Annotated in this window: 31 protein-coding genes; 22 read left to right on the top strand and 9 right to left on the bottom strand. The window is 66.4% G+C overall.

The window, feature by feature from the left end:
- The first annotated feature begins 33 nt into the window (after positions 1-33).
- Both AC58D2_RS06720 and AC58D2_RS06715 read left to right on the top strand, forming a co-directional pair.
- Complete coding sequence (locus AC58D2_RS06720) at positions 34-426, top strand: winged helix-turn-helix transcriptional regulator (protein ID WP_497388548.1); 393 nt, start codon at positions 34-36, stop codon at positions 424-426.
- A complete protein-coding gene (locus tag AC58D2_RS06715) occupies positions 423-698 on the top strand; it encodes a hypothetical protein (RefSeq protein ID WP_497388546.1) in 276 nt (91 codons plus the stop codon). The genes AC58D2_RS06720 and AC58D2_RS06715 overlap by 4 nt, the downstream gene beginning before the upstream one ends.
- A 33-nt stretch (positions 699-731) precedes the next feature.
- On the opposite strand, the gene AC58D2_RS06710 is transcribed toward AC58D2_RS06715, so the two are convergent.
- The 3 genes from AC58D2_RS06710 to AC58D2_RS06700 all read right to left on the bottom strand — a co-directional run bounded on the left by AC58D2_RS06710 (position 732) and on the right by AC58D2_RS06700 (position 4,152).
- Complete coding sequence (locus AC58D2_RS06710; RefSeq protein WP_497388544.1) at positions 732-2,273, bottom strand: flavin-containing monooxygenase; 1,542 nt, start codon at positions 2,271-2,273, stop codon at positions 732-734.
- 88 nt (positions 2,274-2,361) lie between these two features.
- The gene (locus AC58D2_RS06705; RefSeq protein ID WP_497388542.1) at positions 2,362-2,817 is read right to left on the bottom strand and encodes a DMT family transporter; all 456 of its coding nucleotides are present in this window, start codon (positions 2,815-2,817) and stop codon (positions 2,362-2,364) included.
- Between the two features lie 318 nt (positions 2,818-3,135).
- A complete protein-coding gene (locus AC58D2_RS06700) occupies positions 3,136-4,152 on the bottom strand; it encodes a MipA/OmpV family protein (RefSeq protein ID WP_497388540.1) in 1,017 nt (338 codons plus the stop codon).
- A 181-nt stretch (positions 4,153-4,333) separates the two neighbouring features.
- Between AC58D2_RS06700 and AC58D2_RS06695 the strand changes: the two genes are divergently transcribed.
- Complete coding sequence (locus tag AC58D2_RS06695; RefSeq protein ID WP_497388538.1) at positions 4,334-4,564, top strand: hypothetical protein; 231 nt, start codon at positions 4,334-4,336, stop codon at positions 4,562-4,564.
- A gap of 108 nt (positions 4,565-4,672) precedes the next feature.
- Here AC58D2_RS06695 and AC58D2_RS06690 read toward each other — a convergent pair whose 3' ends face one another.
- Entirely contained in the window at positions 4,673-5,440 is a 768-nt protein-coding gene (locus tag AC58D2_RS06690; RefSeq protein ID WP_497388536.1) for a cold-shock protein, read from the bottom strand.
- A 248-nt stretch (positions 5,441-5,688) separates the two neighbouring features.
- Here AC58D2_RS06690 and AC58D2_RS06685 point away from each other — a divergent pair, with 248 nt between their 5' ends.
- The 4 genes from AC58D2_RS06685 (at position 5,689) to AC58D2_RS06670 (ending at position 7,799) form a co-directional block, all read left to right on the top strand.
- On the top strand, positions 5,689-6,306 hold the full coding sequence (locus AC58D2_RS06685; RefSeq protein WP_497388534.1) for a ribonuclease D: 618 nt from the start codon (positions 5,689-5,691) through the stop codon (positions 6,304-6,306).
- 8 nt (positions 6,307-6,314) lie between these two features.
- Positions 6,315-6,953, top strand: a complete 639-nt coding sequence (gene lptC / locus AC58D2_RS06680) for an LPS export ABC transporter periplasmic protein LptC (protein WP_497388532.1) — start codon at positions 6,315-6,317, stop codon at positions 6,951-6,953.
- A complete protein-coding gene (locus tag AC58D2_RS06675; protein ID WP_497388530.1) occupies positions 6,950-7,540 on the top strand; it encodes an LptA/OstA family protein in 591 nt (196 codons plus the stop codon). Before lptC ends, AC58D2_RS06675 begins: the two co-directional genes overlap by 4 nt.
- Before the next feature lie 103 nt (positions 7,541-7,643).
- Positions 7,644-7,799, top strand: coding sequence for a hypothetical protein (locus AC58D2_RS06670; RefSeq protein ID WP_497388528.1), 156 nt, complete (start codon positions 7,644-7,646; stop codon positions 7,797-7,799).
- A 122-nt stretch (positions 7,800-7,921) separates the two neighbouring features.
- On the opposite strand, the gene AC58D2_RS06665 is transcribed toward AC58D2_RS06670, so the two are convergent.
- A complete protein-coding gene (locus AC58D2_RS06665) occupies positions 7,922-9,205 on the bottom strand; it encodes a dipeptidase (RefSeq protein WP_497388526.1) in 1,284 nt (427 codons plus the stop codon).
- A gap of 79 nt (positions 9,206-9,284) precedes the next feature.
- Between AC58D2_RS06665 and AC58D2_RS06660 the strand changes: the two genes are divergently transcribed.
- Positions 9,285-10,460: an acyl-CoA dehydrogenase family protein gene (locus AC58D2_RS06660; RefSeq protein WP_497388524.1), complete on the top strand. Its 1,176-nt coding sequence runs from the start codon at positions 9,285-9,287 to the stop codon at positions 10,458-10,460.
- On the opposite strand, the gene AC58D2_RS06655 is transcribed toward AC58D2_RS06660, so the two are convergent.
- Positions 10,457-10,774: a metalloregulator ArsR/SmtB family transcription factor gene (locus tag AC58D2_RS06655; protein WP_497388522.1), complete on the bottom strand. Its 318-nt coding sequence runs from the start codon at positions 10,772-10,774 to the stop codon at positions 10,457-10,459. The genes AC58D2_RS06660 and AC58D2_RS06655 overlap by 4 nt on opposite strands.
- A gap of 84 nt (positions 10,775-10,858) precedes the next feature.
- Here AC58D2_RS06655 and AC58D2_RS06650 point away from each other — a divergent pair, with 84 nt between their 5' ends.
- Positions 10,859-11,941, top strand: a complete 1,083-nt coding sequence (locus AC58D2_RS06650; protein ID WP_497388520.1) for an acyl-CoA desaturase — start codon at positions 10,859-10,861, stop codon at positions 11,939-11,941.
- Entirely contained in the window at positions 11,862-13,004 is a 1,143-nt protein-coding gene (locus AC58D2_RS06645) for a M20 metallopeptidase family protein (RefSeq protein WP_497388596.1), read from the top strand. Before AC58D2_RS06650 ends, AC58D2_RS06645 begins: the two co-directional genes overlap by 80 nt.
- Before the next feature lie 265 nt (positions 13,005-13,269).
- On the opposite strand, the gene AC58D2_RS06640 is transcribed toward AC58D2_RS06645, so the two are convergent.
- Together AC58D2_RS06640 and nadB are read right to left on the bottom strand one after the other, a co-directional pair.
- Positions 13,270-13,662, bottom strand: coding sequence for a GxxExxY protein (locus AC58D2_RS06640; protein ID WP_497388518.1), 393 nt, complete (start codon positions 13,660-13,662; stop codon positions 13,270-13,272).
- A gap of 33 nt (positions 13,663-13,695) precedes the next feature.
- Positions 13,696-15,285 carry an L-aspartate oxidase gene (gene nadB / locus AC58D2_RS06635; RefSeq protein WP_497388516.1) on the bottom strand — a complete coding sequence of 530 codons (1,590 nt, stop codon included), beginning with the start codon at positions 15,283-15,285 and terminating at the stop codon, positions 13,696-13,698.
- Positions 15,286-15,542: 257 nt separating this feature from the next.
- On the opposite strand from nadB, the gene AC58D2_RS06630 reads away from it, so the two are divergent.
- Positions 15,543-16,463: a CE1 family esterase gene (locus AC58D2_RS06630; RefSeq protein ID WP_497388514.1), complete on the top strand. Its 921-nt coding sequence runs from the start codon at positions 15,543-15,545 to the stop codon at positions 16,461-16,463.
- Positions 16,464-16,473: 10 nt separating this feature from the next.
- On the opposite strand, the gene AC58D2_RS06625 is transcribed toward AC58D2_RS06630, so the two are convergent.
- A complete protein-coding gene (locus AC58D2_RS06625; RefSeq protein ID WP_497388512.1) occupies positions 16,474-17,394 on the bottom strand; it encodes an ABC transporter ATP-binding protein in 921 nt (306 codons plus the stop codon).
- A 106-nt stretch (positions 17,395-17,500) separates the two neighbouring features.
- Here AC58D2_RS06625 and AC58D2_RS06620 point away from each other — a divergent pair, with 106 nt between their 5' ends.
- The 11 genes from AC58D2_RS06620 (at position 17,501) to AC58D2_RS06570 (ending at position 25,408) form a co-directional block, all read left to right on the top strand.
- Positions 17,501-18,061: a DUF4402 domain-containing protein gene (locus AC58D2_RS06620; RefSeq protein WP_497388510.1), complete on the top strand. Its 561-nt coding sequence runs from the start codon at positions 17,501-17,503 to the stop codon at positions 18,059-18,061.
- Between the two features lie 144 nt (positions 18,062-18,205).
- Positions 18,206-18,415, top strand: coding sequence for a zinc-finger domain-containing protein (locus AC58D2_RS06615; protein WP_497388508.1), 210 nt, complete (start codon positions 18,206-18,208; stop codon positions 18,413-18,415).
- 143 nt (positions 18,416-18,558) lie between these two features.
- Positions 18,559-19,077, top strand: a complete 519-nt coding sequence (locus AC58D2_RS06610; RefSeq protein ID WP_497388506.1) for a DUF4402 domain-containing protein — start codon at positions 18,559-18,561, stop codon at positions 19,075-19,077.
- 280 nt (positions 19,078-19,357) lie between these two features.
- Positions 19,358-20,785 carry a metalloprotease TldD gene (tldD, locus tag AC58D2_RS06605; protein WP_497388504.1) on the top strand — a complete coding sequence of 476 codons (1,428 nt, stop codon included), beginning with the start codon at positions 19,358-19,360 and terminating at the stop codon, positions 20,783-20,785.
- Positions 20,786-20,944: 159 nt separating this feature from the next.
- A complete protein-coding gene (locus AC58D2_RS06600; RefSeq protein WP_497388502.1) occupies positions 20,945-22,174 on the top strand; it encodes a hypothetical protein in 1,230 nt (409 codons plus the stop codon).
- 133 nt (positions 22,175-22,307) lie between these two features.
- On the top strand, positions 22,308-22,673 hold the full coding sequence (locus tag AC58D2_RS06595; protein ID WP_497388500.1) for a hypothetical protein: 366 nt from the start codon (positions 22,308-22,310) through the stop codon (positions 22,671-22,673).
- Between the two features lie 58 nt (positions 22,674-22,731).
- Entirely contained in the window at positions 22,732-23,322 is a 591-nt protein-coding gene (locus AC58D2_RS06590; RefSeq protein ID WP_497388498.1) for a DUF924 family protein, read from the top strand.
- Between the two features lie 49 nt (positions 23,323-23,371).
- The gene (locus AC58D2_RS06585) at positions 23,372-23,935 is read left to right on the top strand and encodes a pyridoxamine 5'-phosphate oxidase family protein (protein ID WP_497388496.1); all 564 of its coding nucleotides are present in this window, start codon (positions 23,372-23,374) and stop codon (positions 23,933-23,935) included.
- Positions 23,935-24,147, top strand: a complete 213-nt coding sequence (locus AC58D2_RS06580) for a putative signal transducing protein (RefSeq protein ID WP_497388494.1) — start codon at positions 23,935-23,937, stop codon at positions 24,145-24,147. The genes AC58D2_RS06585 and AC58D2_RS06580 overlap by 1 nt, the downstream gene beginning before the upstream one ends.
- Positions 24,148-24,179: 32 nt before the next feature.
- Entirely contained in the window at positions 24,180-24,920 is a 741-nt protein-coding gene (locus tag AC58D2_RS06575; RefSeq protein ID WP_497388492.1) for an endonuclease/exonuclease/phosphatase family protein, read from the top strand.
- A gap of 149 nt (positions 24,921-25,069) precedes the next feature.
- On the top strand, positions 25,070-25,408 hold the full coding sequence (locus AC58D2_RS06570; RefSeq protein ID WP_003043080.1) for a P-II family nitrogen regulator: 339 nt from the start codon (positions 25,070-25,072) through the stop codon (positions 25,406-25,408).
- Positions 25,409-25,410: the final 2 nt, after the last annotated feature.

The following is a 25,410-nucleotide window of genomic DNA, read 5'->3' as shown; positions in this document are numbered from 1 at the left end:
CACTGAAAGTTAAGTACGCACTTTGAGGTAACTATGAAAGAACCAGCCCTGCCGTGGATAGACGCGGTCGATCCGTGCGAGGCGAATTGCCCGTCGCGCGACATCCTGGACCTGATCGGCGACCGCTGGAGCCTGCTCATCCTGCTGGTGATCGCCCAGGGCTATCACCGCAACGGCGCATTGAAACGGCGCGTCGAGGGGATCAGCCAGAAGATGCTGACGCAGACGCTGCGCGCGCTCGAGGCGAACGGGCTGGTCGAACGCCGCGATTTCCAGACCGTGCCGCCGCATGTCGAATATCATCTGACCGCGCTTGGCGTGTCGCTCGCCGCTGCGCTGAAGCCGCTGTTCGACTGGATCGAGGGCCATTTCGCCGCGGTCGTCGCGGCGCGCGAAGCCTTTGCGCTGCGCGGAGACGCGGCATGAGCCGCCCCGACCTGTCCGACCCGGCGGTCCGCGCCGCCTATCGCACCGAGCTGCGGACCGTCGCGCGCTGGTCGCGGCTGGCCGGCTATGTGCTGATCTTTGCCGCACTCGGCCTGTTCGTCTGGCCGAACAGCGGCGGGCCGCTGCGGATCGGGCCGTTCGCGACCGAGACCTGGGGCTGGATCAGCCTTGCTCTGGGCTGGGCGGTGTGGATCGGCGCGATCGTCCAGCGCACCCGCCATCACCGGCAGCGGATGGACGAAGGCACATAGCCCTCAGACTTCCCGCAGCATCGGCCAACGCGCCTATTCGGCGGCGACGCTTTCGGCGGCGCGCGCCGCGGCGGGCTTGCCGTCGTAGACGAAGGCGGCGTCCATCAGGTCGATTTCGGGGAAGGCGTCCTTTTCGGCCCAATAATCCTGATTATGGCGCCATTCGGGCTTGTCGCCGCGGCGCGGCATCGCGTCGAGGCCGCGCATCAGATAACCCGGGTTGAAATTGTCCGATTCGATCCACGGCAGGATCGCCATTCCTTCGTCCTCGGGGCGCAGCGCGACCTCGACCTTCCGGGCGCCGATATCGTCCATATGGTTCAGCAGGTTGCAGACGAAGTCGCCCATCATGTCGACCCGCAGCGTCCAGCTTGCACGAAAATAGCCCATCACCCACGCCATGTTGGGCACCCCGGTCATCATCATGCCGCGGTAGGTGACTGTCCCGGGCCAGTCGACCGGCACGCCGTCCACTTCGAACGGGATGCCGCCCATCACCGACAGGTTGAACCCCGTCGCGGCGACGATCAGGTCGGCCTCGATCTCCTCTCCTCCGGAGGTGCGGACGCCCGTTCCGGTGAAGCGGTCGATCGTGTCGGTGACGACGGTCAGCTTGCCGGCGGTCGCCGCCCTGAAGATGTCGCCTTCGGGGCAGAAGGCGAGCCGTTGCTGCCATGGACGGTATTTCGGGGTGAAATGCGGCTCGAACTCGAAATCGGGATCGCCGGAAAAGGCGCGGATCAGCTCTTTCAGTTCCTCGAACACCGCATCGGGTTCGGTCTGGCAGCGGCGGGTGAGCTGGTCCTGGTCGTGCATGATCTGCGCGCGCACGACGCGGTGGATCGTCGGTTCGTCGATACCGACCTCGCGCAGGCGGTCGGCGAGTTCGTTCTTGTTTTCCGAACAGAAGAAATAGGTCGGCGAGCGCTGGAGCATCGTCACATGCGCGGCCTTTTCGGCAAAGGCGGGGACCACGGTCGCGGCGGTCGCGCCCGACCCGATCACCAGGATCCGCTTGCCGGCATAATCGGTTTCGGGGTCCCAGAGCTGGGCGTGGACGAACTGCCCCTTATAGTCGGACAGGCCCGGCCAGTCCGGGATATAGGGCGTTTCATGGTCGTAATAGCCCTGGCACATCCACAGGAAATTGGCGGTGAAGCGAACGGGCTCGCCGCGGACCTCGGCGTCGACCGTCCAGAGATTGTCGGCGCTCGACCAGCGGCATGCGGTGATGCGATGACCGTAGCGGATATGGTCGCCGATCCCGTTTTCCTCGATCACCTCGCCCATATATTTCAGGATTTCCCCGGCGCTCGCGATCGGTGCGCCGACCCAGGGCTTGAAGCGATAGCCGAAGGTGTAAAGGTCCGAATCGGACCGGACGCCGGGATATTTGTGCGTGTCCCAGGTTCCGCCGAACGTCTCCTTCATCTCGAGGATCGCATAGCTCTTGCCGGGGCATTGCTGTTGCAGGTGCCACGCCGATCCGATTCCCGAAATGCCCGCGCCGACGATCAACACGTCAACATGGGTGGTGTCCTGCGCCGTCGCCGGCGCCAGCGTGGTGGCCGTCATCCTGTCCGCTCCCGTCCTGCTTTTCGTGCAATGCTGGCATAAAGCACGAGTCGCGCCAAGCGGACATTGACCGCGATCAACAAGCCGGTCAGCCGGTGCGGCGCGCGAGCCAGACGCCGGCGACCATCAACGCGATCCCCGCGACGCGCCGGGCATCGATCGGGAAGCGGGCGGCGCCGAACAGACCGTAATGGTCGATCACCGCCGCGCTCGCGAGCTGGCCGGCGAGGACGAAGAAGATCGCGTTGCCGACCCCGAAACGCGGCGCGATGAAGGTCACCGCGATGACGTAGAAGGCCACGAACAGGCCGCCAAAATAGAAGTGCGCGGGAATGGCGCCCGACAGGCGGATATCGCCGAGCGACCCGGTCATCGCCGCCCCGGCAAGCGCGATGAGCATGGCAAGGCCGAAGAGGATCACCGATGCCGCCATCGGACTGCCGAGCCGCGCGCCGAGCCCGCCGTTCAACGCGGCGAGGATCGGGATACCAACCCCGGTCAGGAACATGATGGCGGCAAAGGTCGTCGCGTTGCTGGTCGTCATGGGGCGGATCTCCTGCGGATTGGGCCCGCCTTGTCGCGGTTCGGCTTTGCAGGGGGAAGCGAGAATTGCTTGGGCGGGGGATCGATTTGCCTCCCCTTCCCCCTAAGACAAAGGGCCGCCCTTGCGGACGGCCCTTCCATTGTCTTGCCTGACGCGGGAAGACTCAGCCGAGTGCGGCCCCCGCGACGGAGGCCATGCTCAGTGATTCTGCCGCGTGCGGCACGGGACAATGAGACATTCGACCACCTCCTTTCGCTTGTTGACGATGACCCGAATATGGGCCGCTTCGCCTGCGCGATCAAGGGGGCGTGCGCGCAATCAGAACTGATAGGCGACGCCGCCGCCCGCGATCCACTGATCCTTCGCGCCCGCGATGTCGACGATGGGCGAGGCGGCGAAGCGGCTGGTCATTCGTCCGTACTGAACCCCGCCGACGAGGACGAAGCCCTTGCGCAGGTCGCCCGACAGCGCATAGGCGCCCGCAACGCCGATCTGATATTTACCCATTGTCGCCTTGCGCCCCGCGCCGGAATAGACGGGCAGACCGCTCGCGGCGCTGCCCGCCGCGTCGATATCGTAATAATAATGGCCGAAGCCCTTGCCATAAATGTTCACAGACGCCGACACGCCGACATAGGCGCGTTTCGAGATCGGGGTGCCATATTCCAGCGTCGGGGAGGCGACCCAGCTGCCGTGGCGGCCCGAAATATCCCTGAGCGCGACGAGGCGCAGGCCGAGCTGGTCATATTTGCTGGTCAGCACCCCCGAAAAGGTGACGCCGGTCGTGATGCCGGCCTCGACCGCGAGCTTCTTTTCGCCGAGTGCTTCGACCTGCGCGTCCTTGATGCTGCCCGTGCGGTCGCCGCGCAAGTTGATCAGCGGGCCGAATTTCCAGTCGACGCGCTGGCCGCGGCGCTGGCGGATCAGGTCGACCTGCAAATTGGTGCCGCGGGTCGAGAAGGAAAAGCCCGACACGCGCCCGCGAAGATAGAAACCGGGAAGGACGACGCGCTCGTCCGAGCCATTGTAGCTTGGTGCGGTGATGACGCCGCCGGCAACTGCGAAATAATCGCGCGCCCATTTGCGGTCGGGATCGTCGTCCTGCGGCCGCGCGGGCGGAAGCAGGATATCCTGGTCGACCTCGCTGTCCTGCAGATAGGCGGCGGCGACCGGCAGCGGCGGCGCCGCACTGGCGGCGCGGTCGAGGGCGGCGAGATCGTAGCCGAGCGCGCCGTCCTCGGCGTGCGCGGGCGCCGCGCAAAGGGCGAGACCGGCCGCGATCGTCAGCGACAGGGCGGGCAGGCGGCGGGCGAAGCGGGAGAGCAGGCGGTCCATAGGCGAAGTGGTTTCCCCAAAGATACCCCTCTCTTCGGGGGTGTAGGTGCTTGCGCCCACGATGCAACGAGTGTCACTTGCCGGCCAGCGCTTTTCCGGCCATCGTGACTTTCATGCATCAGATCAGACGCTTCCCGTCTCTATGCCGCGGCGCGGCATATGGTTCCCCGAAAGGCATGAAATGACGCGCGCACCGCGCTTTGCCGGCTATGCGCTGATCGTCGCGGCGGCCGGCCTCGCGGTCGCGATGCGGCGCGGCGGGATCGAGGCCGTCGGGCCGTTCCCCGCGATCGCGGTCGCGCTGTTGCTCGGCATGCTGGGGGTGATGCTGGTGTTCACCGACCTGATGGTGAGGGGCCTCTATGCCCAGCTCGACGCCGCCAAGACGCGCGAGGAGGAGGATAGGGGCTAGGGCCTGTGGCGGCGGCGCCTCCTCTCGTCACCCCGGCCACGCCCGGCCGGCACATAAGAAAAGGGCGCCCCGCGAGGGACGCCCTTTCCTGTCGTTGTTTCGATTCGGTCAGTCGCTCGACGGTTCGAGGTTCACCGCGGCGAACTTGCCGCGGTCGTCGACCTCGATGTCGAATGCGACGCGGTCGCCCTCTTCGAGGCCCGCCATGCCGGCGCGCTGCACCGCGCTGATGTGGACGAAGGCATCGGCCTGTCCGTCATCGCGGGCAATGAAACCGAAGCCCTTGGTCGTATTGAAGAATTTGACCGTACCCGACGTGCGCTCGCCGGTCAGCTGGCGCCGGCCGCGCGCGCCGCCGGGGCGTTCTTCGCGCTGACGCGGGGCGAATTCCTCGACCGGCATCGGTTCGCCTTCGATCTTGAGATCGATCGCCGACACCTTGCCGTTGCGTTCGACGAGCGTGAAGCCGAGCGGCTGGCCCGAGGCCAGACCCTGAAGCCCCGCCTGCTCGACCGCGCTGATGTGGACGAACACATCCTCGCCGCCGTCGTCGCGGGCGATGAAGCCGAAACCCTTTGACGGGTTGAAGAATTTGACCTGGCCCTGGCCCTCGCCGACGACCTGCGCCGGCATGCCGCCGCCGCGTCCGCCGCCGAAGCCGCCGCGCGGGCCGCCGCCGAAGCCGCCGCCACGATCATTGCCGCCAAAACCGCCGCCGCGATCCTGGAATCCGCCGCGATCGCCGAAACCGCCGCCGCGGTTGCCGCCGCCGAAGCTGTCGCCGCCGTAGGGCGCGGGTTCGAAGCTGTCGAAATTGCCGAAATCATCGCGCTTGCCGCGTCCGCGATGGCCACGGCGATCCTTGTTGAAACTCATTGCTTAGTAATCGCTTTCGGTTCGTCCATACCCGTTCTTACGGCTCCTTGCGCCGGACGGAGGACGCAGTTCGCCATGAGCACAGACTCGCCCCGTGCCGCTATCGGCGCAATATATAACCTATATGCGACGGTTCTGCGAACGGAAAATTCACGACGGCTGTGGCGTGTACGCCACGCCTTGCCGCACCGCGACCCCCGGACAAACCAGTCATTGAGCGCCGCGAATTTCCGGCCTAAGGCGAACGCATGACAGTCTATTTCCACGAAGAGGACCTGCCCGAAGGCGCACTGGGGCCCGGAGCGGTCGCGGTCGATACCGAAACGATGGGCCTGAACCCGCTGCGCGACCGGCTGTGCCTCGTCCAGATCAGCGACGGGTCGGGCGACGAGCATCTCGTCCGGTTCACGCCCGGCAGCGCCTATGACGCGCCGGTGCTGAAGGCGGTCCTGACCGACCCCGCACGGCTGAAGCTGTTTCACTTCGCGCGCTTCGATATCGCGGCGCTGCAACAGGCGCTCGGCGTCGTGACCGCGCCGGTCTATTGCACCAAGATCGCGTCGAAACTGGTGCGGACCTATACCGATCGCCACGGGCTGAAAGAGCTGGTGCGCGAATTGCTGGGTCAGGATATTTCCAAGCAGCAGCAGTCGAGCGACTGGGGCGCCGCCGAACTGAGCGATGCGCAGCGCGACTATGCCGCGAGCGACGTCCGCTTCCTGCACGCGATGAAGGAAGTGCTCGACGCCCGGCTGGCGCGCGAAGGGCGCACGGCGCTGGCGCAGGCCTGTTTCGACTTCCTGCCGACGCGCGCCGCGCTCGACCTTGCGGGCTGGCCCGAGGTCGACATCTTCGCGCATAGCTGAGCGGCGGAATGTCCGAGCGCGCCGACCTTGAACGCACGATGCGCCGCCTGTGGGCGACGAGCGGGTCGAGCCATGACCGCGTCATCCGTATCCTGCGCGTCGGCCTGCCGCTGGTGATCGGCGTCGTCGCCGCGGTGCTGGTCTTTTCCCCCTTTACCCAGCGGTCCGAGGTCAGCTTCCTGCTCGCCAAGGACAAGGTCGAGGTCGCGAAGGAGCGGATGAAGGTGACGCGCGCCGAATATCGCGGCCAGGACACGAAGGGACGTCCCTTTGCGCTGATCGCGGGAAGCGCGGTGCAGAAATCGAGCGCCGAACCGATCGTCCAGATGACCGACCTGTCGGGCGCGATCCGGCTCGACGACGGCCCCGCGACGATCGCGGCGCAGCACGCGCAATACGACATGGACGACGAAAAGCTCGCGGTGCCCGGCACGGTGCTGGTCAAGAGCGCCGACGGCTATCGCATCGATGCCGACAATGTCGCCATCGATTTGAAGACGCGCAGCCTGACCGGCGAGGACGGGGTGCAGGGAACATTGAACATCGGCCGCTTTTCGGCCAACCAGCTTTACGCCGACCTCGACGAGCGGATCGTACGCCTGTCGGGCGATGCGCGGCTCAGGATCAACCAGGGAGTGATCAAATGACGAGCGAGCCCCAGCGCCTTTTCGGCTGGAAGAGCCTCGCGCTCGGCGGCGCGAGTTTTGCGCTGACCAGCCTCGCGATCCTCGCAACGGGTGGCGGCGCGCCCGCGCAGGCACAGGCGCTCGCCAACCATGATAGCAGCGCGCCGGTCGATTTCGCCGCAAACGTCATCGAGGTGCAGGATCGCGCCGACCGCGTCGTCATTTCGGGCAACGTCCGCGTGACGCAAGCCGGAATGACGCTGACCGCGCAGCGCATGACTGTCGCCTATACCCGCGCCGGCAGCACCGACGTCAACCGGCTCGACGCATCGGGCGGGGTCACGGTGACCAAGGGCGACGAGGTGGCGAAGGGCAATGTCGCGATCTATGACCTCAATCGGCGGCTGATCACGATGGTCGGCAATGTCGAGTTGCGCCAGGGCGGCAACCGCCTGTCGGGCGGCCGCATGCTGATCGACCTCAATTCGGGTCGCGCAACAGTCGACGGCCGCGGCGCCGCGCGGGGCCCCGACGGCAATCCGGTGCAGGGCGAAAGCGGCGGCCGCGTCACTGGCACCTTCACCGTGCCGCAGCGAACGCAGCAGTAACCCTGTTTCTTTACCCGCCGGCAGCGATCGGCGGTCAGGATCGGCGCGGGGACCAGTCATCCGCGGCAAAGAGGGGGCGTGCCGCGCGAGAAGGGTGCGTTCGATGCGCTTTTCGTCCCTCGTCCCGCCGCGCCGCCCAAGCTTCGGCCGGCGCCAGGACCATCCCCCCGCCGACCCCGCGCTGCCCCGCCCCGACCCCGAGGACCGGCGGCTGATCGAACGGCTGATCGGCTTTGCCGAGAAGCGGAAGCGGCCCTAGAGCATTGAGCGAATGGGTTCAGCGATACGAGCGCGTTGGCGACCGGCGCTGCGCGGGGACGGCCGGCATCGCCCTTCGAAGGTGCAGCCGGAGCAGGACTGGCTACCTAATCGAAGACCGCTCTAATCCTCGACCTTCCCCGCCACCGGGGTTTCGATCGGCGGATCACCGGCGTGCGCCTTCGCATAGGCCTCGACCGCCTTCAGTACGCGCAGCATGTTGCCGCTCGCGATCTTCTCGAGATCGGCCTGGCTGTAACCGCGCCGCGCCAGTTCGGCGAACAGTGCGGGATAGCCGGTGACGTCTTCCATGCCGACCGGAGTCGCGTCCATCCCGTCATAGTCGCCGCCGATACCGATATGATCGATGCCGATTGCGTCCCGGATATGGTCGATATGGTCGGCGGCGCGCGCGATCGGCACCTGCGGCGCCGGATGCGCGTCGTCCCACGCCTTGAGAGCCGCCGCGCCGCCCGCGGGGTCGCCGAGATATTGCGCATCGAGCCGCGCCTTCTCGGCCGTCCGGTCGAGCCCGTGCCTGCGCAGATCGGGGTCGAGGAAGGCGGCATAGAGCACCACCATGACCACGCCGCCGTTCGCCTTGACGAGCGGCAGCACGTCGTCGGGAACGTTACGCGGATGGTCGGCCACCCCGCGCGCACCCGAATGGCTGAACATCACCGGCGCCCTCGACACGGCAAGCGCGTCCTTCATCGTTGCCGGGCTGACATGGCTCAGGTCGACGATCATGCCGATGCGGTTCATCTCGCGCACCACCTGTTCGCCGAAGGGGGTCAGGCCGTCGTGCGCGGGCGCGTCGGTCGCGCTGTCGGCCCACGGCGTGTTGCGACCGTGGGTCAGCGTCATGTAGCGCGCGCCGAGTGCATACATCTGGCGCAGCACCGCGAGCGAAGATCCGATCGAATGGCCGCCCTCCATGCCCAGCATCCCGGCGACCTTCCCGGCCTTCATCGCCCGCTCGAGCTCGGCCGCGGTCGAGGCGAGCGTCATGTCGTTCGGATAGCGCGCGATCAGCCGCTTCGCGACGTCGATCTGTGCGATCGTCTGTTGCACCGCTTCGGCCTCGTCGTCGTTCGACGGGACATAGACCGACCAGAACTGCGCCCCGACATGCCCCTTGCGCAGCCGCTGGAGGTCGGTGTGCATCGCCGCGCGCGGCGGGTCGCTATCGGGGGTCGCGGTGTCGGTCGTGTCCACGAAATCGAAATCGTTGATGACGTTGTGGACCCGCCCGCGCAGCGCCCACGGCACGTCGTTGTGCCCGTCGAACACCGGCGCGGCCTTCAGCGCCGCCTCGGCGACCGCTTCGGGCGATTGCTGCGCGGCGGCGGGGCTGGCGACGAGGGCGAGAGCGGCAAAGCCGGCGAGCAGGTGCGATCTTTTCATGGCATGCAACCCTACCCGCTCGATCGCGGCGCGCAAGCCCAACTTGACGTTAACGTCAATCGCGCGCAGCATCGCGGCCATGACCGCATTCGACGACTGGCGCACCCGCTCGCCCTATTATGACGAAACCCACGACGCGCTCGCGCAGAGCGTCCGCCGCTTCGTCGCGCGCGAAATCGCGCCGCACATCGACCGGTGGGAGGCCGAGGGCGAGCTGCCGCGCGAACTCCACAAAAAGGCGGCCGAGGCCGGCATCCTCGGCCTTCGCTATCCCGAACGATATGGCGGGCACAGCGAGGGCTTCGACAATTTCCACAGTCTCGTCCTGACCGAGGAACTGGCCGCGGTTGGTGCGGGCGGGCTCGGCGCGAGCCTGATGACCCACGGCATCGGCCTGCCTCCGGTCCTCGCGCTCGGCTCGGACGCGCTCAAACAACGCATCGCGCCCCCGGTCCTCGCGGGCGAGAAGATCATTGCGCTCGGCATCACCGAGGCAGGCGGCGGCAGCGACGTCGCGAACCTGAAGACCACCGCCGCCAGAGAGGGCGACCATTATATCGTCAACGGCGGCAAGATGTTCATCACATCGGGCATGCGCGCCGACTGGCTGACCTGCGCGGTGCGAACCGGCGGCCCGGGCGCCGCCGGCATCTCGCTGCTGCTCATCGACATGGATGCGCCCGGCGTCGAGCGCAGCCGACTCGACAAGATGGGCTGGCGGTGCAGCGATACCGCGACGATCCACTTCAGCGACGTGCGCGTTCCGGCCGAAAACCTGATCGGGCCGGAGAATGGCGGTTTCATCGGCATCATGCGCAATTTCAATTCCGAGCGGCTCGGCATGGCGATGGGCTGCTGCGCCTACGCCCGCGTCGCGCTTGCCGAAGCCGCGGAATGGGCGCAGCAGCGCGAAACCTTTGGCAAACCGCTCGTCGGTCACCAGTCGATCCGCATCAAGCTCGCCGACATGGAACGCCAGATCGAGGCGACGCAGGCATGGGTCGATCTGTGCGCGTGGCAGGTCAAGACCGGCAAGGACCGACCCGCCGACTTCGCGATGCTGAAGGTGCAGGCGACACGGATGCTGGAGGCGGTCGCGCGCGAAGCGGCGCAGATATTGGGCGGCGCGAGCTATATCACCGGCAGCAAGGTCGAACGCATCTACCGCGAGGTCCGCGTCAACGCGATCGGCGGCGGCAGCGAGGAAATCATGCTCGACCTGGCGGGCCGGCAGCTGTTCGGAGGCAAAGCCTAGACCTCGCCCTTCTGTCCATCGGCGATCACGCGCGATTCGGCCTTGAGCGGGCGTGACACGGGGCACACTTCCTGCACATAGCCGTTAAGCACGTTGGTGAGCGTATCAGGGACAAGCCGGTAAAAGACGAACTGGCCGCGTTTATCGCTGATGATCAAACCTGCATTTTCGAGCACCGAGAGATGCTGCGACACAGCGGGCTTGCTCATTGCAAATCGCGCGGAGATATCGCCCGCGCTCAGTTCAGCATGCGCAAGATAGGCAAGAATCTTGCGCCGCGGCGTTGACGCCAAAGCCTGAAAAACCCGTTCCATAAGCTTCATAAATGGGCATCGACTCCCTTCTTGACAAGCATTTCGTAATTTAAGTAATTTCTTACTAATTTGAAGGAGCCGGAGGTGCGTGGCGAAAAGGACCCCCATGCCGTCAATTTCCTGGTCGATGAAACAGGCCCCGATCCGGTCGCCGGGCGGGTTCGCCTCGATATTCCGAGCGTCCTGTGGAACGGCGGCATGGCCGTAACCGCGCTGGCCGCCGGCCCATTCTTCTTCACAACGGAAGCGGTCGCGTTGTTTCTCGTTACCACCGGCGCAGCACTGCTGCTTGGCCATTCGGTCGGCTATCACCGTATGATGATCCACGGCAGTTTTGCCGCGCCGCGCTGGCTCGCGCGAACGCTCGTCTGGTTTGGCGCCTTCGTCGGTATGGCCGGCCCCTACGGCATCATCCGTGCGCACGACACCCGCGACTGGGCGCAGCGACAAGCGAAGTGCCACCCCTTTCTGCGCCACGGCACGGGAATGATCCGCGACGCGTGGTGGCAAATCTATTGCCGGCTCGACCTGGACCGACCGCCGCGCTTCGACTTTTCCGCGCTCGATAAAGACCCATTCTACCGCCGGCTCGAGGCAACGTGGCGATGGCAGCAATTGCCCGTCGCCTTGCTCTTCTTCGCGATCGGCGGCTGGGGCTGGATCATATGGGGCGTCGCGGCGCGGGTCGCGATCGCAAACCACGGCCACTGGCTCGTCGGACATCTTGCGCATAATCGCGGGCCACAGCATTGGACCGTCGCCGCGCACGGCGTGCAAGCCTTCAACGTCCCATGGGCGGCGATCCCGACAATGGGAGAAGCGTGGCATAATAATCATCACGCCTATCCCGGTTCGGCGCAGATAGGTCTTCTCCCCGGCCAAAGCGACTGGGGCTACACCTTCATTCGCTTATGCGAACGATTTGGATTGATGTGGGATGTGCGTACACCGAAGACGATGGGGCGACGCCCGGGGCTTTCGGAGGTGCCTCGACACGGCGAAGAGTTCGCGGCACACTCCTCCCATGACCGAAATGACGCACAGCTGGCCCACCGAGGCCGAAACCCTTCTTGGCGACCTCGTCGACCTGCGCCGCGCGATCCATCGCGAACCCGAACTCGGGCTCCAGAATCCCAGGACGCTGGCGAAGATCAAGGCGGCGCTTGACGGGCTGCCGCTCGAGTTTCGCGAGGGGCCATCGACCACCGGGCTGATCGCGATCCTGCGTGGGCCCGCGAACGGGCGAACGGTGCTGCTGCGCGGCGACATGGACGCGCTGCCGCTCGTCGAGGAGACGGGACTCGACTTTTCCTCCGAAACCGTGGGCGCGATGCACGCGTGCGGGCATGACACCCATGTCGCGATGCTGGTCGGCGCCGCAAAGCTGCTCTGTGCGGCCCGCGACCGCCTGCCCGGCACCGTGATGTTCATGTTTCAGCCGGGCGAGGAGGGGCATCATGGTGCGCGCTTCATGCTCGACGACGGGCTGATCGACCCGCTGCCCGACGCCGCCTTCGCGCTCCACATCATGCCCAACGCGCCGCACGGCATTTTTGCCGGGCGCGCTGGCCCGCTGCTGGCGTCGTCGGACGTGCTGACCATTTCGGTGAAGGGTGCGGGCGGCCACGCCTCGATGCCGCAGGACGCGATCGACCCGATCCCCGTCGCATGCGAGATCGTCTCGGCGATCCAGACGATGGTGACGCGCAAGATATCGGTCTTCGACCCCGCCGTGGTTACGATCGCGAAGATCGCGGCGGGCACGACGAACAACATCATCCCCGAAACCGCCGAGATGACGGGCACGATCCGCACGCTTTCGCCCGAGCGCCGGGCGCATGTCGCGCGCGAGCTGAAGCGCCTCGCCCCGGCGATCGCCGAAGCGCACGGCTGCACCGCCGAAGTGGCGATCGAAGAAGGATTCCCCGTCACCGTCTGCGATTCGCGCGCGGTCGCCTTTGGTCGCGGCGTCGTCGAAGATATCTTTGGCGAAGCGGCCTGGCTGACGATGGACAATCCGGTGATGGGTGCGGAGGATTTCGCCTATGTGCTCGAAAAGATACCGGGGGCGATGTTCTGGCTAGGCGCGAGCGAGGCCGGCAGCGACTGGCGCCAGTGCTGCGGCCTGCATTCGAATCACATGGTTCTCGACGAAACGGTCATGGCGCGCGGCGCGGCCTTGCATGCAGCGCTTGCCGAGCGCTTTCTCGTCGATGGCTTCGGCGGCTGATTTCTTCTTTTTTGACTTCGATCAAAGCATTGCGGTGCCAAGGCGCCCAAAGGGAATGCGTTGCCGCGCATCCCATCGGGTGGGGCCGGTCGCCGCTCGCCATCCAGACGGCGATCACGGGACGCGGCACGATGAGCCGGCGCGTCGCGGGAACACCTCCGCGGCGCGCCGCATCGCCCGAAGCCATTTTCCGCTGCTCCCGCCTGTTGTTTCGCGCGAAATTTATGCCGCCATGATCTCACACGAAGTCACGAAGAGGGCAGCGCTATCGTGCAAGGTCTCCATTTGCGATGCGGCGGACACCTGCCTTGAAAGTGGCGCCGCCGAAATTGATCAGCAGGCCGAGCGGCAGGTCGAGCAAGCGTAAGTAGGTAAGGACCTGCTTGCTGTGGAGCGGCGACAGTCGCTCCACCGATTTCAATTCGACCAGGAGCTTGCCGTCGAGCATCAGATCGGCCCGAAAGCCTTCGGCGAGTTCGAGCCCATCGTATCGAATGGGAATCGGCTTCTGCCGCTCGACAGACAGGCCGCGCCGCACGAGTTGGTCTGACAGGATTGCTTCATAGGCCGATTCCAGCAGCCCGGGTCCCAAATTTCGATGCAGGCGATATCCGCAATCGACCACAATACGGGCAATTTCCTCGACGTCCGATCGCATAGACTGCCCTCTTTGTGTCTTTGTGTGAGATCGTTACGGCACCAGCACCGTATCGACCGCGTCGGGCAGCGCGTCGGGATAGTCGAGCGTATAATGCAGCCCGCGGCTTTCCTTGCGGTGAAGCGCGCTGCGAACGATCAGGTCGGCGCATTGGAGCAGGTTGCGCAGTTCGATCAGGTCGGTGGTCACGCGGAAATGACCGTAATAATCCTCGACCTCGTGGCTCATCATGTTGATGCGGTGCTGCGCGCGCTCGAGCCGCTTCGTCGTGCGGACGATGCCGACATAGTTCCACATGAAGCGGCGGATCTCGGTCCAGTTCTGCTTGATGACGACTTCCTCGTCCGAATCGGTGACGCGGCTTTCGTCCCACGCGCGGATCGCGGGCGGCGGTTCGAGCCGGTCCCAGCGCGCGACGATATCCTTGGCTGCCGCCTCCCCGAAAACGAAGCATTCGAGCAGGCTGTTGGACGCGAGGCGGTTCGCGCCGTGAAGTCCGCTTTCGGTCACTTCGCCCGCGGCATAGAGGCCCGGCAGGTCGGTGCGTCCGTCAAGGTCGATCAGCACCCCGCCGCAGGTGTAATGCTGTGCGGGCACCACCGGGATCGGCTGTTTCGTCATGTCGATGCCGAGACCGAGCAGCTTGTCATAGATGTTCGGGAAATGCCCGGCGACGAAATCGGGGTCCTTGTGGCTGATGTCGAGGTGGACATAGTCGAGGCCGTAACGCTTGATCTGGTCGTCGTTCGCGCGCGCGACGATGTCGCGCGGCGCAAGCTCGGCGCGCGCGTCGTAATCGGGCATATAGCGATACCCCGTCACCGGATGCTTCAGCAGGCCGCCCTCCCCGCGCACCGCCTCGGTGATCAGGAAATTCTTGACCTCCAGATTATAGAGGCAGGTCGGGTGGAACTGCATCATTTCCATGTTGCTGACCCGCGCGCCGGCACGCCACGCCATCGCGATTCCGTCGCCCGTCGCACCGCGCGGCGCGGTCGAGAATTGATAGACGCGCCCCGCGCCGCCGCTGGCGAGGATCGTCGCGCGGCCGATGTGCGCGTGCACCTCGCCGCTCGCCTCGTCGAGCGCATAGACGCCCCATACCCGCCCGGATCCCGAATAGCGTGCCTCGTGCCGCCCGGTAATCAGGTCGATGCACGCCTGCCCCGGCAGCAGGGTGATGTTCGGATGCGCTTCGGCGGTCTTGAGCAGCGCCGCCTGCACCGCCCAGCCGGTCGCGTCGTCGACATGGACGATGCGGCGGTGCGAATGGCCGCCCTCGCGCGTCAGGTGCAGCGCGCCTTCTTCCATGTTGAAGGGCACCCCCATCTCGACGAGCCGCTGGATCGCGTGCGGCGCATTCTCGATCACGAACTCGACCGTCTCGCGCCGGTTCAGTCCCGCACCCGCGACCATCGTGTCGTCAATGTGATTCTCGAACGTGTCGCCCGCATCCAGCACCGCGGCGATGCCGCCCTGCGCCCACGCGGTCGACCCGCCGGTCAAGTCGCCCTTGGCGAGCACGAGGACGCGGCAATGGTCGGCCAGGCTGATCGCGGCGGTCAGTCCGGCGGCGCCGGAGCCGATGACGATGACGTCGTGCGGGGGAGTCGGGGTAGGCAAGGCAGCTTCCTCTCGGCCTTCGATGCGCGCACCTATACGCGAAAGCGGCGGCGGTTCAATTCGATGCGCCCTTGCCGCGGAGGCATTCTCTCGCCTATGCCAAAGCCGTCTTGAGAGCCCATGCTGTGTGCACACGCGAAGGCGGGCGCCCATCTCCCATCGGCAACATGTTGAACGATCGGTGATGGGTCCCCGCCTTCGCGGGGACACACCGTCAAGAAAAATCCGCGCATTTGCGCTGTCTTCCGGGAGGTTCAATGCTCCTTTCACACTTGCTCGCCCGCCTGACCCTGCTGACCATGCTCGCGGCCCTCGGCTTTGGCGCGCCCGCGATGGCCGCGCCGCGATGCGATCTTGGCGCGCCGGGCACCACGCAGCGTATCGCGGTCGGCGATACCGGGCGGTCGATGCTGATCCACATTCCCGCCGGGGTCGAAACGATCCGCGAGTTGCCGCTCGTCTTCCTGCTCCACGGCAGCACCAGCAACGGGCAGGCGATGCTCGATCATTCGGGGCTGGCCGCGACATCCGACCATCACGGCTTCCTCCTCGCGGCGCCCGATGCGGGCATCCCGGCCGGCAAGGGCTTCGTGTGGAACATCCCCGGTGTGCCGACGGTGACCGGCGCGGTGCCGACCGCCGCCGACCCCGACGACGTCGCCTATCTGACTGCCGCGATCGACTGGCTCGCGGCGCAGCGTTGCATCGATGCGAAGCGCGTCTATGCCACCGGCCTGTCGGGCGGCGGGCGCATGACGTCGTGGCTCGGCTGCGTCGCGTCTGACCGCTTTGCCGCGATCGCGCCCGTCGTCGGGCTGCGCGCCGGAAATCCGTCGGCGGGCGATCCGCAGCGCCCCGACCCCGCGACCTGCCGGCCGGCGAAATCGATGCCGGTCTATGCCTTTGCCGGCAGTGCCGACACGACCAACCCGGTCGCGGGCGGCGGGGCGGGCTATTGGCAATATTCGATGGCGGCCGCGCTCGCGCGGTGGGCCGAACTCGACGGCTGCCGCGCCGGGCCGCAGACCTTTACCGCGTCGGATGTCACCAGGGAGCAGATATATTCCGGCTGCCGCGGCGACGCGCGGGTCGCGGGCCGCATCGTCGCCGGACGCGGCCACGAATGGGTCGCCGACAACGACGCCATGTGGAACTTCTTCGCGCGCTACCGGCGATAGCCGGGCGCGGTCAGGCCGTGCTGCGCGTCAGGTTCAGGAACACGTCCTCAAGATCCGCCTCGCGTGTCGAAACGTCGACGATGCCGTGTCCCATCGCGTTGACCGCGGCGAGCACGTCGCCCGCATTCGCCCGATCCTTGTTATAGCTGATCGCAAGGCCGCGCTCGCCCTCGCGCTCGACCTTGTCGAAGGCGGGGTGCGTCGGCAGCACGGTAACGTCGGCGTCGAGCGTCACGACGACGATCTTCTCGCGCGCCATGTCGACGAGTTCGCGCGTCGGCTTGTTCGCGATCAGCTTGCCGTGGTTGATGATCGCGATACGATCGCACAATTCCTCGGCCTCTTCGAGGTAATGGGTGGTCAGCACCACCGTGACCCCCCGGTCGTTGAGGCCCTGGACATATTCCCAAAGCTGCTGGCGCAATTCGATGTCGACGCCCGCGGTCGGCTCGTCGAGCACGATGATCGGCGGCGAATGCACCATCGCCTTGGCGACGAGCAGGCGGCGCTTCATGCCGCCCGACAGCGTCCGCGCATAGGCGTCGCGCTTGTCGGACAGATGCACCGCGGCCAACAGCTCGTCGGAGATGCGCCTGTCCCCGGGCACGCCATAGAGTCCCGCCTGGTTCTCGAGCGTCTCGAACGGCGTGAAAAAGGGATCGAAAACGATTTCCTGCGGCACGATGCCGATCGAATATTTGGCGTTGCGCGGATCGGCGTCGATGTCGAAGCCCCAGATGCTCGCCTGCCCCCCGGTCTTGTTGACCAGCCCGGCCAGGATATTGATCAGCGTCGACTTGCCCGCACCATTGGGCCCGAGCAGCCCGAAAATCTGCCCGCGCGGCACGTCGAAACTGACGCTGTCGAGTGCTTGCTTGCCGCCCGCATAGATTTTGGAGACGGCGTCGATACGGATGGCGGCTTCGGTCATGGCGGTCCTCATAGCCGCGGCGGCAAGGGTGCGAAAGGGGCTCGCGCGCTTTACGGTTGTGCCGGCGTTAAACATATATTTGCGTGTCGTGGCTAGCAGGGCGGGTGTGAGGACCAGACACACCCTATACCCGCAGCCCTTGCTGCGCGGCATCGCCGCCTGTGCGCTGTTCGCGGCCCCCGCCGCCATCGCGCCAGCCCATGCCCAGGCCTCGTCGGAAAGCGAGGCCGAGGCGATCGTCTTGCGACCGCTATCCTTCTTCAAGGTGAACGACCTCGACTTCGGGGACATCATCGCGTCGAACAGCGCCGGCACGGTGCGGATCGCGCCCGACGGATCGCGCAGCGCGACCGGCGGCGCGACCCTGGCCGGCGGCGGCGGCGAGCCTGCGCGCTTCGCCGGGCTCGGCAGCTACAACCGCCAGGTGCTGATTTCGCTGTCGGCGAACAGCATATGGATCACCGGGCCGGGGCAGCGGATGCGGGTACGCGATTTCGAGATCGGCAGTACCCCGACCGCGCCCCTGTCGACGACCCCGACGCGTTTTCGCATCGTGACCCCGCTCGGCAATTATAATTTCCCGGTCGGCGCGACGCTCTATGTCAACGCCGACCAGGCGCCTGGCGACTATAGCGGGACGTTCAGCATCACGCTCAACTATCTCTGACGCTTTACCGTGGGGGGGGTGACGGCACCGGATGACCACTTGCGCTTTCGGGGGGGAGCGCTTGCCGGTGCCGTCGGACCCGCCCGCAATCGCCTGTTCGGAGCCGATTGCCGAGCGCCGAGCCGCTTGCTATGGGCGCTGTCGATGACCCACGCTGCTCCCGCCCCTGCGCCCGAAACGCTCCGCGTCTCGAAGACCCGTATCGCCTGCGACGGCACCGGCGACGGCCTTGCCAACGCCGCGCTCGGCCATCCGCGCGTGTGGCTCGAAATCGACCCGGAGGACGGCTTCGTCGATTGCGGCTATTGCGACCGGCGCTTCATCCTGATCGGCGGAGTCGCCGACAAGGACTAGGGCGGATCGCCCCCGGGCCGTCCAAAGGTAAAGCCGCGCTTTACCATAGCTGTGCATCATCGGCTCACCCGCATCTGGCATAGCCTGTGCCAGACAGGAGCAGAATCGTGGGGATTCGAGGGACCAGCAGCCGCGGCGCAGCCATGCGCCGCCTTATCGTCATCGCAGCCGTCGCCGGCGGCGCGCTCGCCGCACCGGCGCAGGCGGCCGACTATCCGGGCACCGCGACCGCCGCGGTCGTACGGCCGAACACGCTTATCAAAACGAACGACCTGGACTTCGGCACGCTGGTCAGCGGACCGGCCGGCGGCACCGCGACGATCGACCCGGTGACCGGCGCCCGCTCGACGAGCGGCGGGGTGATTCCCGTCGGCGCCGGCCAGCAGCGCGCGGTATTCCAGGGCACCGGCGGCTTCCTGTTGCTGTTCGTCAGCGGCAGCAATGCGGTGACGCTGACGCGCGCCGGCGGCGGATCGATGTCCGCGACGCTGTCGCGCGCGGTCTCGACGAGCGGCGGCGGCATAACCCTGCTCGGCCCCAGCGCGACTTTGTTCCCCAGCGGGGTGCAAACCTATTATGTCGGCGGCACGCTGACCGTTCCCGCGAACCAGACACCCGGCGACTACAGCGGGACCTTCACGCTGACGGTCAATTATCTTTAGGTCTGGGGACGGGCGAAGTCGGACATCGAAATCCTCCCCGCTTGCGGGGAGGGGGACCGCCGCCGAAGGCGGTGGTGGAGGGGGCTGCCGGCCTGAAGCGCCGCGGAAGGACGCTACCCCCCCTCCGTCAGCGCTCCGCGCTGCCACCTCCCCACAAGTGGGGAGGACTTTGACCGCCCGCTCCTCACCCCGATGCCGCCGTTCGATTGCCCGCCGGCAATCGCGCCCTGCATGATGAAGGCCGTTTGCGCACGCCACTGCGCGCGCCTATATCAACCCGATGAACAGTCCCACCGATCCCCGCAGCTTCCTCTACCGCGCCGATGCGCTCGACCCCGACCTCGCGCAGCGCCTGGCCAGAGAGGCGCTCGCCAAGGCCGACGACGGCGAACTCTATCTGCAATATCGCGCGACCGAGAGCTTCGGCTTCGACGACGGGCGGCTCAAGACGGCCGATTATTCGACCGACGCGGGCTTCGGGCTGCGCGCCGTGACCGGCGAGATGACGGGCTTTGCCCATGCAAGCGACATCAGCGCCCCGGCGATCCGCCGCGCCGCCGAGACGCTTGCGTTGCTCGACCCGGCGAAGGCGCCGCCCGCCGCCGCCCCCGCCCGCACCAACCGCCACCTTTATGACGAGGCGAACCCGCTCGACCTCGTGCCCTTCGCGAAGAAGGTCGATCTCTGTCAAAAGATCGATGCCGCCGCGCGCGCGCGCGATCCCCGCGTCGCGCAGGTATCGGTGGCACTCGCGGGAAGCTGGTCGGTGGTCGAGATCGTCCGTGCCGACGGCTTCCTCGCGACCGACATCCGTCCGCTTGTCCGCCTGAACGTCTCGATCGTGGTCGAGGAGAACGGGCGCCGCGAATCGGGCTATTTCGGCCTCGGCGGCCGCTATATGTACGATCATCTCTTCGAAGAGGACCAGTGGAACCGCGCGATCGACGAGGCGCTGGCACAGGCCCTCGTCAATCTGCGGGCGGTCGATGCGCCGGCGGGCGAGATGACCGTGCTGCTCGGCCCCGGCTGGCCCGGCGTGCTGCTACACGAGGCGGTCGGCCACGGGCTGGAGGGCGATTTCAACCGCAAGGGTACGAGCGCCTTTTCGGGCCGCATCGGCGAGCGCGTCGCCGCGCCCGGCGTCACCGTGATCGACGATGGCAGCATCGAACAGCGCCGCGGCTCGCTCAGCATCGACGATGAAGGCACCCCGACGCAGGAAAATATCCTGATCGAGGACGGCATATTGAAGGCCTATATGCAGGATCGCCTCAACGCGCGGCTGATGGGGGTCGAGCCGACCGGCAACGGGCGGCGCGAAAGCTTTGCCCACGCCCCGATGCCGCGGATGACCAACACCTTCATGCGCGGCGGCAACGACGATCCCGCCGAACTGCTCGGTCGCGTGAAGACCGGCATCTTCGCCAAAAGCTTCGGCGGCGGACAGGTCGACATCGTGTCGGGCAAGTTCGTCTTTTCCTGCACCGAGGCCTACCGGATCGAGAATGGCAAGCTGGGCGACCCCATCAAGGGCGCGACGCTCATCGGCGACGGGCCGAGCGTGCTCACCAAGGTCATGGGCATCGGCAACGACATGGCGCTCGACGAAGGCATCGGCGTATGCGGCAAGGGCGGCCAGAGCGTCCCTGCCGGCGTCGGTCAGCCGACGTTGCTGGTCAGCGGGCTGACGGTGGGCGGGACGGCGTAACCCGGCTCGAAGCGCGGCACGGCCCCCGCCGGGCCTGCGATTGCTGTGACCGCCGTCACTGGCTTGGCGCCTCGTTCGCGCCATCGTATAAACGCGTAACGACAAGAACAGACTCGGGCCGCACATCCGCCGGGCCATTCCGGCAACAGGGAGGATTGCATGCGTTCGACTCTGCGTTTGATATCCCTCGCCGCCCTTGCCGCCACGCTCGCCGCCGTTCCCGGTTCGGCGCAGAAGACGACGGGCCCGAAGGAGCGTTACGAAATGGATGCCGCGACCGCCTCGGGCTTTGCGGCGATGACCGCGGGCGGCGGCAAGCCCGGACTCGGCAGCGCGATGGGCATGATGTTCGGCGGCGGTAACAAGACCGTCCACACGCTCGATCTGCGCCTCGGGTCCAACCAGGGGCCATCGAGCCCGCCGGTGCGCGGCGACCATTGGTTCGAACCGCAGGCCCGGCTCGGCAAGTCGGTGCCGCTGCTCGGCCCGGAGCCCGGCAAATATGAACCGCGCGACGAGAGCGACCAGATGCCGCAGAATTTCGAGCGGCCGAAGGGGCGGATGCTCCTCTTCTGGGGCTGCGGCGCCAAGGCGGGGCCGGGCCAGCCGGTCGTCATCGACTTTTCGAAACTCGCGGCCGGACAGATGCCGCCGAACCTCTTCACCACGACGATCCCGCGCGTGCGCGAGGTCATGGCGTCGAACAGCAAGAGCTATGCGGCGTGGCCGAACGGCAAGTCGGCCAAGACACCGCCCGCCGACGCCTCGCTGCTCGGCGCGCACCGCATCACCAGCAATGTCGGATCCGACATCGGCTTCACCCTCACCCAGGATTATATGCCCGCTCTCGACGCGTCGACGACGATGCAGGGCGACGGGTCGGTGCTGCTGCGCTGGAACCAGCTCGCCCCCGCGACCGGCTATGTCGCCTGGGCGTTTGGCGGCATGGACCGCGGCAGCGCGGGCGGCGACATCGTCTGGTGGACGAGCAGCAATGCACGCGAATTCGGCGGCGGCCTGTGGGACTGGCTCCCCCCCGCGACGGTCGCGAAGCTGGTCGGCCAGAAGATCGTGATGCCGCCGACGCAGACAAGCTGCCAGATTCCCGCCGAGGTCAAGGCGGCCTCGGGCGAGATGATGTTCGGCAACCTCAACGCCTTTGGCCCGGAAGCCAATTTCGCCTATCCGCCCAAGCCCGCGGGCAACGCCACCTGGGATATCGACTGGACCGCAAAGATACGCTTCCGGTCGCACACCGCGCTGATGATCGGCGCCGATTTCGGCGGCATGGGCGCGATGGGCGGCAACGGCGACGCGCCGACCGAAAAGCCCAGGAAAAAGAAGTGCAAGGGCCCGCTCGGCATTCCCCTGCCGCCCGAAGCCTGCTGAACCGGCAGGCGCGCGCCCGATTTCGGTCAGCGACCATTCACCCCGATGCTGCTAGGGTCGGCATCGGGGTGAGACCTATAGTGACAGGAGTCGAACCATGCGCCCGTTGATGGCAATTCTAGTTTCCGCCGCGATGACCGCCACCGTCCCCGCTGCAGCATCGGCCAAGGACCGGCCGACCGGCGAAGCAAAGCTCGCGAAACTGCTCGAAGGTCGCGTCGCGGGTGAACCGCAGAGCTGCATCACCCTGTCTTCGGCGACGAGTTCGCAGACGATCGACAAGACCGCGATCGTCTATCGCATCGGCAGCACCTTGTGGGTCAACCGGCCAAAGAGTGGCGCCGACGCGCTCGACGACGACGATGTGCTCGTCACCAAGCTCAGTGGCAACCGCCTATGTTCGATCGACACGATCGAGCTGCACGACCGTAACACTCACATGTATTCGGGCTTCGTCGCGCTCGGCGATTTCACGCCCTATCGCGTCAAAAAAAAATAGGCGCGCTGGATGGGCGGCACCGGGCGGGCTAGGCTCTTCGTAAAGGAGCCCCCGCCCGATGTCCGACCATTTCGATTCGAGACCCGAACAGTCCATCGCACCGCCGCCCGCCGACTGGGCGCAGCAACTGCTCGCCTTCTGGTTCGATCGCCACGGCATGGACGATTGGTACGGCGGCGGCGCCGAATTCGACGCGGCGGTCCGGGATCTTGCCGGCGACTGGCACGAGGCGCTGCGCGACCGGCCGCCCGAAACCTTCCTGTCCGATCCCGACACGGCGCTTGCCGCGACGATCCTGTTCGATCAGGTGCCGCGCAACATCCATCGCGGCCACGCCGACGCCTTCGCCACCGATCCGCTCGCGCGCGCGATCGCGCGCGGTATCGTCGAACGCGAATGGGACACGGCCTGGCCCGACGAACGCCGCCAGTTCGCCTATCTGCCGTTCCAGCACAGCGAAGCGATGGACGACCAGCGCGAATCGCTGCGCCTGTTCGGACAGCTCGCCGATCCGATCTTCCAAGATTATGCGCGCAAGCATTTCGACATCGTCGCCCGCTTCGGCCGCTTCCCGCATCGCAACGCGGCGCTCGGACGTGCGTCGCGAGCCGACGAAGCCGATGCGATAGAAGAGGGCAGCAATTGGTGATAGGGCGCGATCGGAACCCCCGCGTTCCCGTCCTGCCGGAGCATCGACCATGGCCGAATTTTTCGACACACTGACCGACAAGCATATCGCCTTCATCGAAAAGCAGCCGGTCTTCTTCACCGCCACCGCAGCGGCGGACGGACGCATCAACCTGTCGCCAAAGGGCTATGCGGACAGCTTTCGCGTGCTGTCCGGGACCCAGGTCGCCTATCTCGACCTCGGCGGGTCGGGCAACGAAACCCACGCGCATCTCGCGGCGGACGGGCGGATCACGATCATGTTCTGCGCTTTCGACCGCAGCGCGCTGATCCTGCGCCTCTATGGCCGCGGGCGCGCGGTCCTGCCTCGGGATGCGGAGTGGGAAACGCTCGCGGCGCATTTCACCCTTCTTCCCGGCACCCGCCAGATCTTCGCGATCACGGTCGACAGCGTCCAGACGAGTTGCGGCTGGGGCGTCCCGCGCATGGACCTGGCGGGCGAACGCGACACGCTGCAGAAATATCATCGCCAGGCCGACCCCGCCGAATGGACCGCGAAATTCAAGGGACGCGATCGCAGCATCGACGGCCTGCCGACGCGTCCCACCGACCGCTATATCGCGGGCGACGCCTGATGCCGCTCGTCGAGCTGGTGCGGCTGCCCAACGGGGTCGAGGCCGAACTGCTGCGCGGCCGCCTCGAAAGCGCCGGCGTCCATGCGGTGTGCTTCGACGCGGGGATGAATATCGCCGAAAGCGTCGGGCTGATGATTCCGGTGCGTGTGATGGTCCTCGACGAGGACCTGGCCGAAGCGCGCGCCCTTATGGAAGAATTTGACGCGCCCTGACTGCAACCCCATCTGGGTCTGGTTCGTCCTGAATGCGGGACAAGACAGAAAGCCGTTCGCCGCCGATGATCAAGGTTGCCAGTTACAATATGCGCAAGGGCGTCGGGCTCGACCGGCGCCGCGATCCGGGGCGCGTGCTGTCGGTGCTCGGCGAACTCGATGCCGACATCGTCGCGCTGCAGGAGGCCGACCGGCGCTTCGGGACGCGCGCGAGCGCGATTCCGCCGCATATGCTGGAGGAGCACAGCGACTATGTCCCGGTCGCGCTCGACGGCCGGCCGCTCAGCCTCGGCTGGCACGGCAATGCGCTGCTCGTGCGCCGCGGGACCGAGATCGAGGAAAGCCATTCGCTGCACCTGCCGACGCTCGAACCGCGGGGGGCCGTCGCCGCGACCGTGCGCGTCGGCGACACGCGATTGCGCGTTGTCGGCATGCACCTCGATATTTCGGGGCTGCGTCGCCGGCAGCAGGCCCGGGCGATCCTGACTCATCTCGACGAGGGAGAGGATCTGCCGACGATCCTGATGGGCGATTGCAACGAATGGCGCAGCCGCGGCGGCTGCCTGACCGATTTCGGCGCCAGGCACCGGCTGGTCGACACCGGCCACAGCTTCCACAGCCGTCGCCCGGTGGCGCGGCTCGACCGCATCTTCGCCTCGCACCATTTCGAACCGCTCGAAGCCGGGGTGCACCAAAGCCCGCTCGCCGCCCGCGCCTCCGACCATCTGCCGATCTGGGCGCGCTTCGCCAAGGTCGATCTGCCTAACAAATAGGCATTTGATGCCGCGCCCTGCCCACTAAGCGAACTATTCTTCGCTTACAGACTCGTTCTGCGTCACAAAATATTAATAATCACAGGCGGCTGTCGCATTTGGCACGGCTGTTGCAGCGCAGCATGGTGCCATTAGCAAAAGGGGGCATCATGAAGCTGATCCTGGCTATCATCAAACCGTTCAAGCTCGACGAGGTGCGCGAAGCACTGACCGGGCTGGGCATCGCCGGCATGACCGTGACCGAAGTCAAGGGGTTCGGCCGGCAAAAGGGGCAGACCGAAATCTACCGCGGCGCCGAATATGCGACCAACATGGTGCCGAAGGTGAAGATCGAACTCGTCTGCGACGACGCGCTCGCACCGCGAGTGGTCGAAACGCTGCAGCAAAGCGCCGGAACCGGGTCGATTGGCGACGGCAAGATTTTCGTCCTCGACGTCGGTCAGGCGGTGCGCATCCGCACCGGCGAGACCGGCGAAGCGGCTCTCTGACA

This window comes from Sphingopyxis sp. CR5 (assembly GCF_059693785.1).
This window is presented reverse-complemented; position numbering and strand designations above follow the sequence as displayed.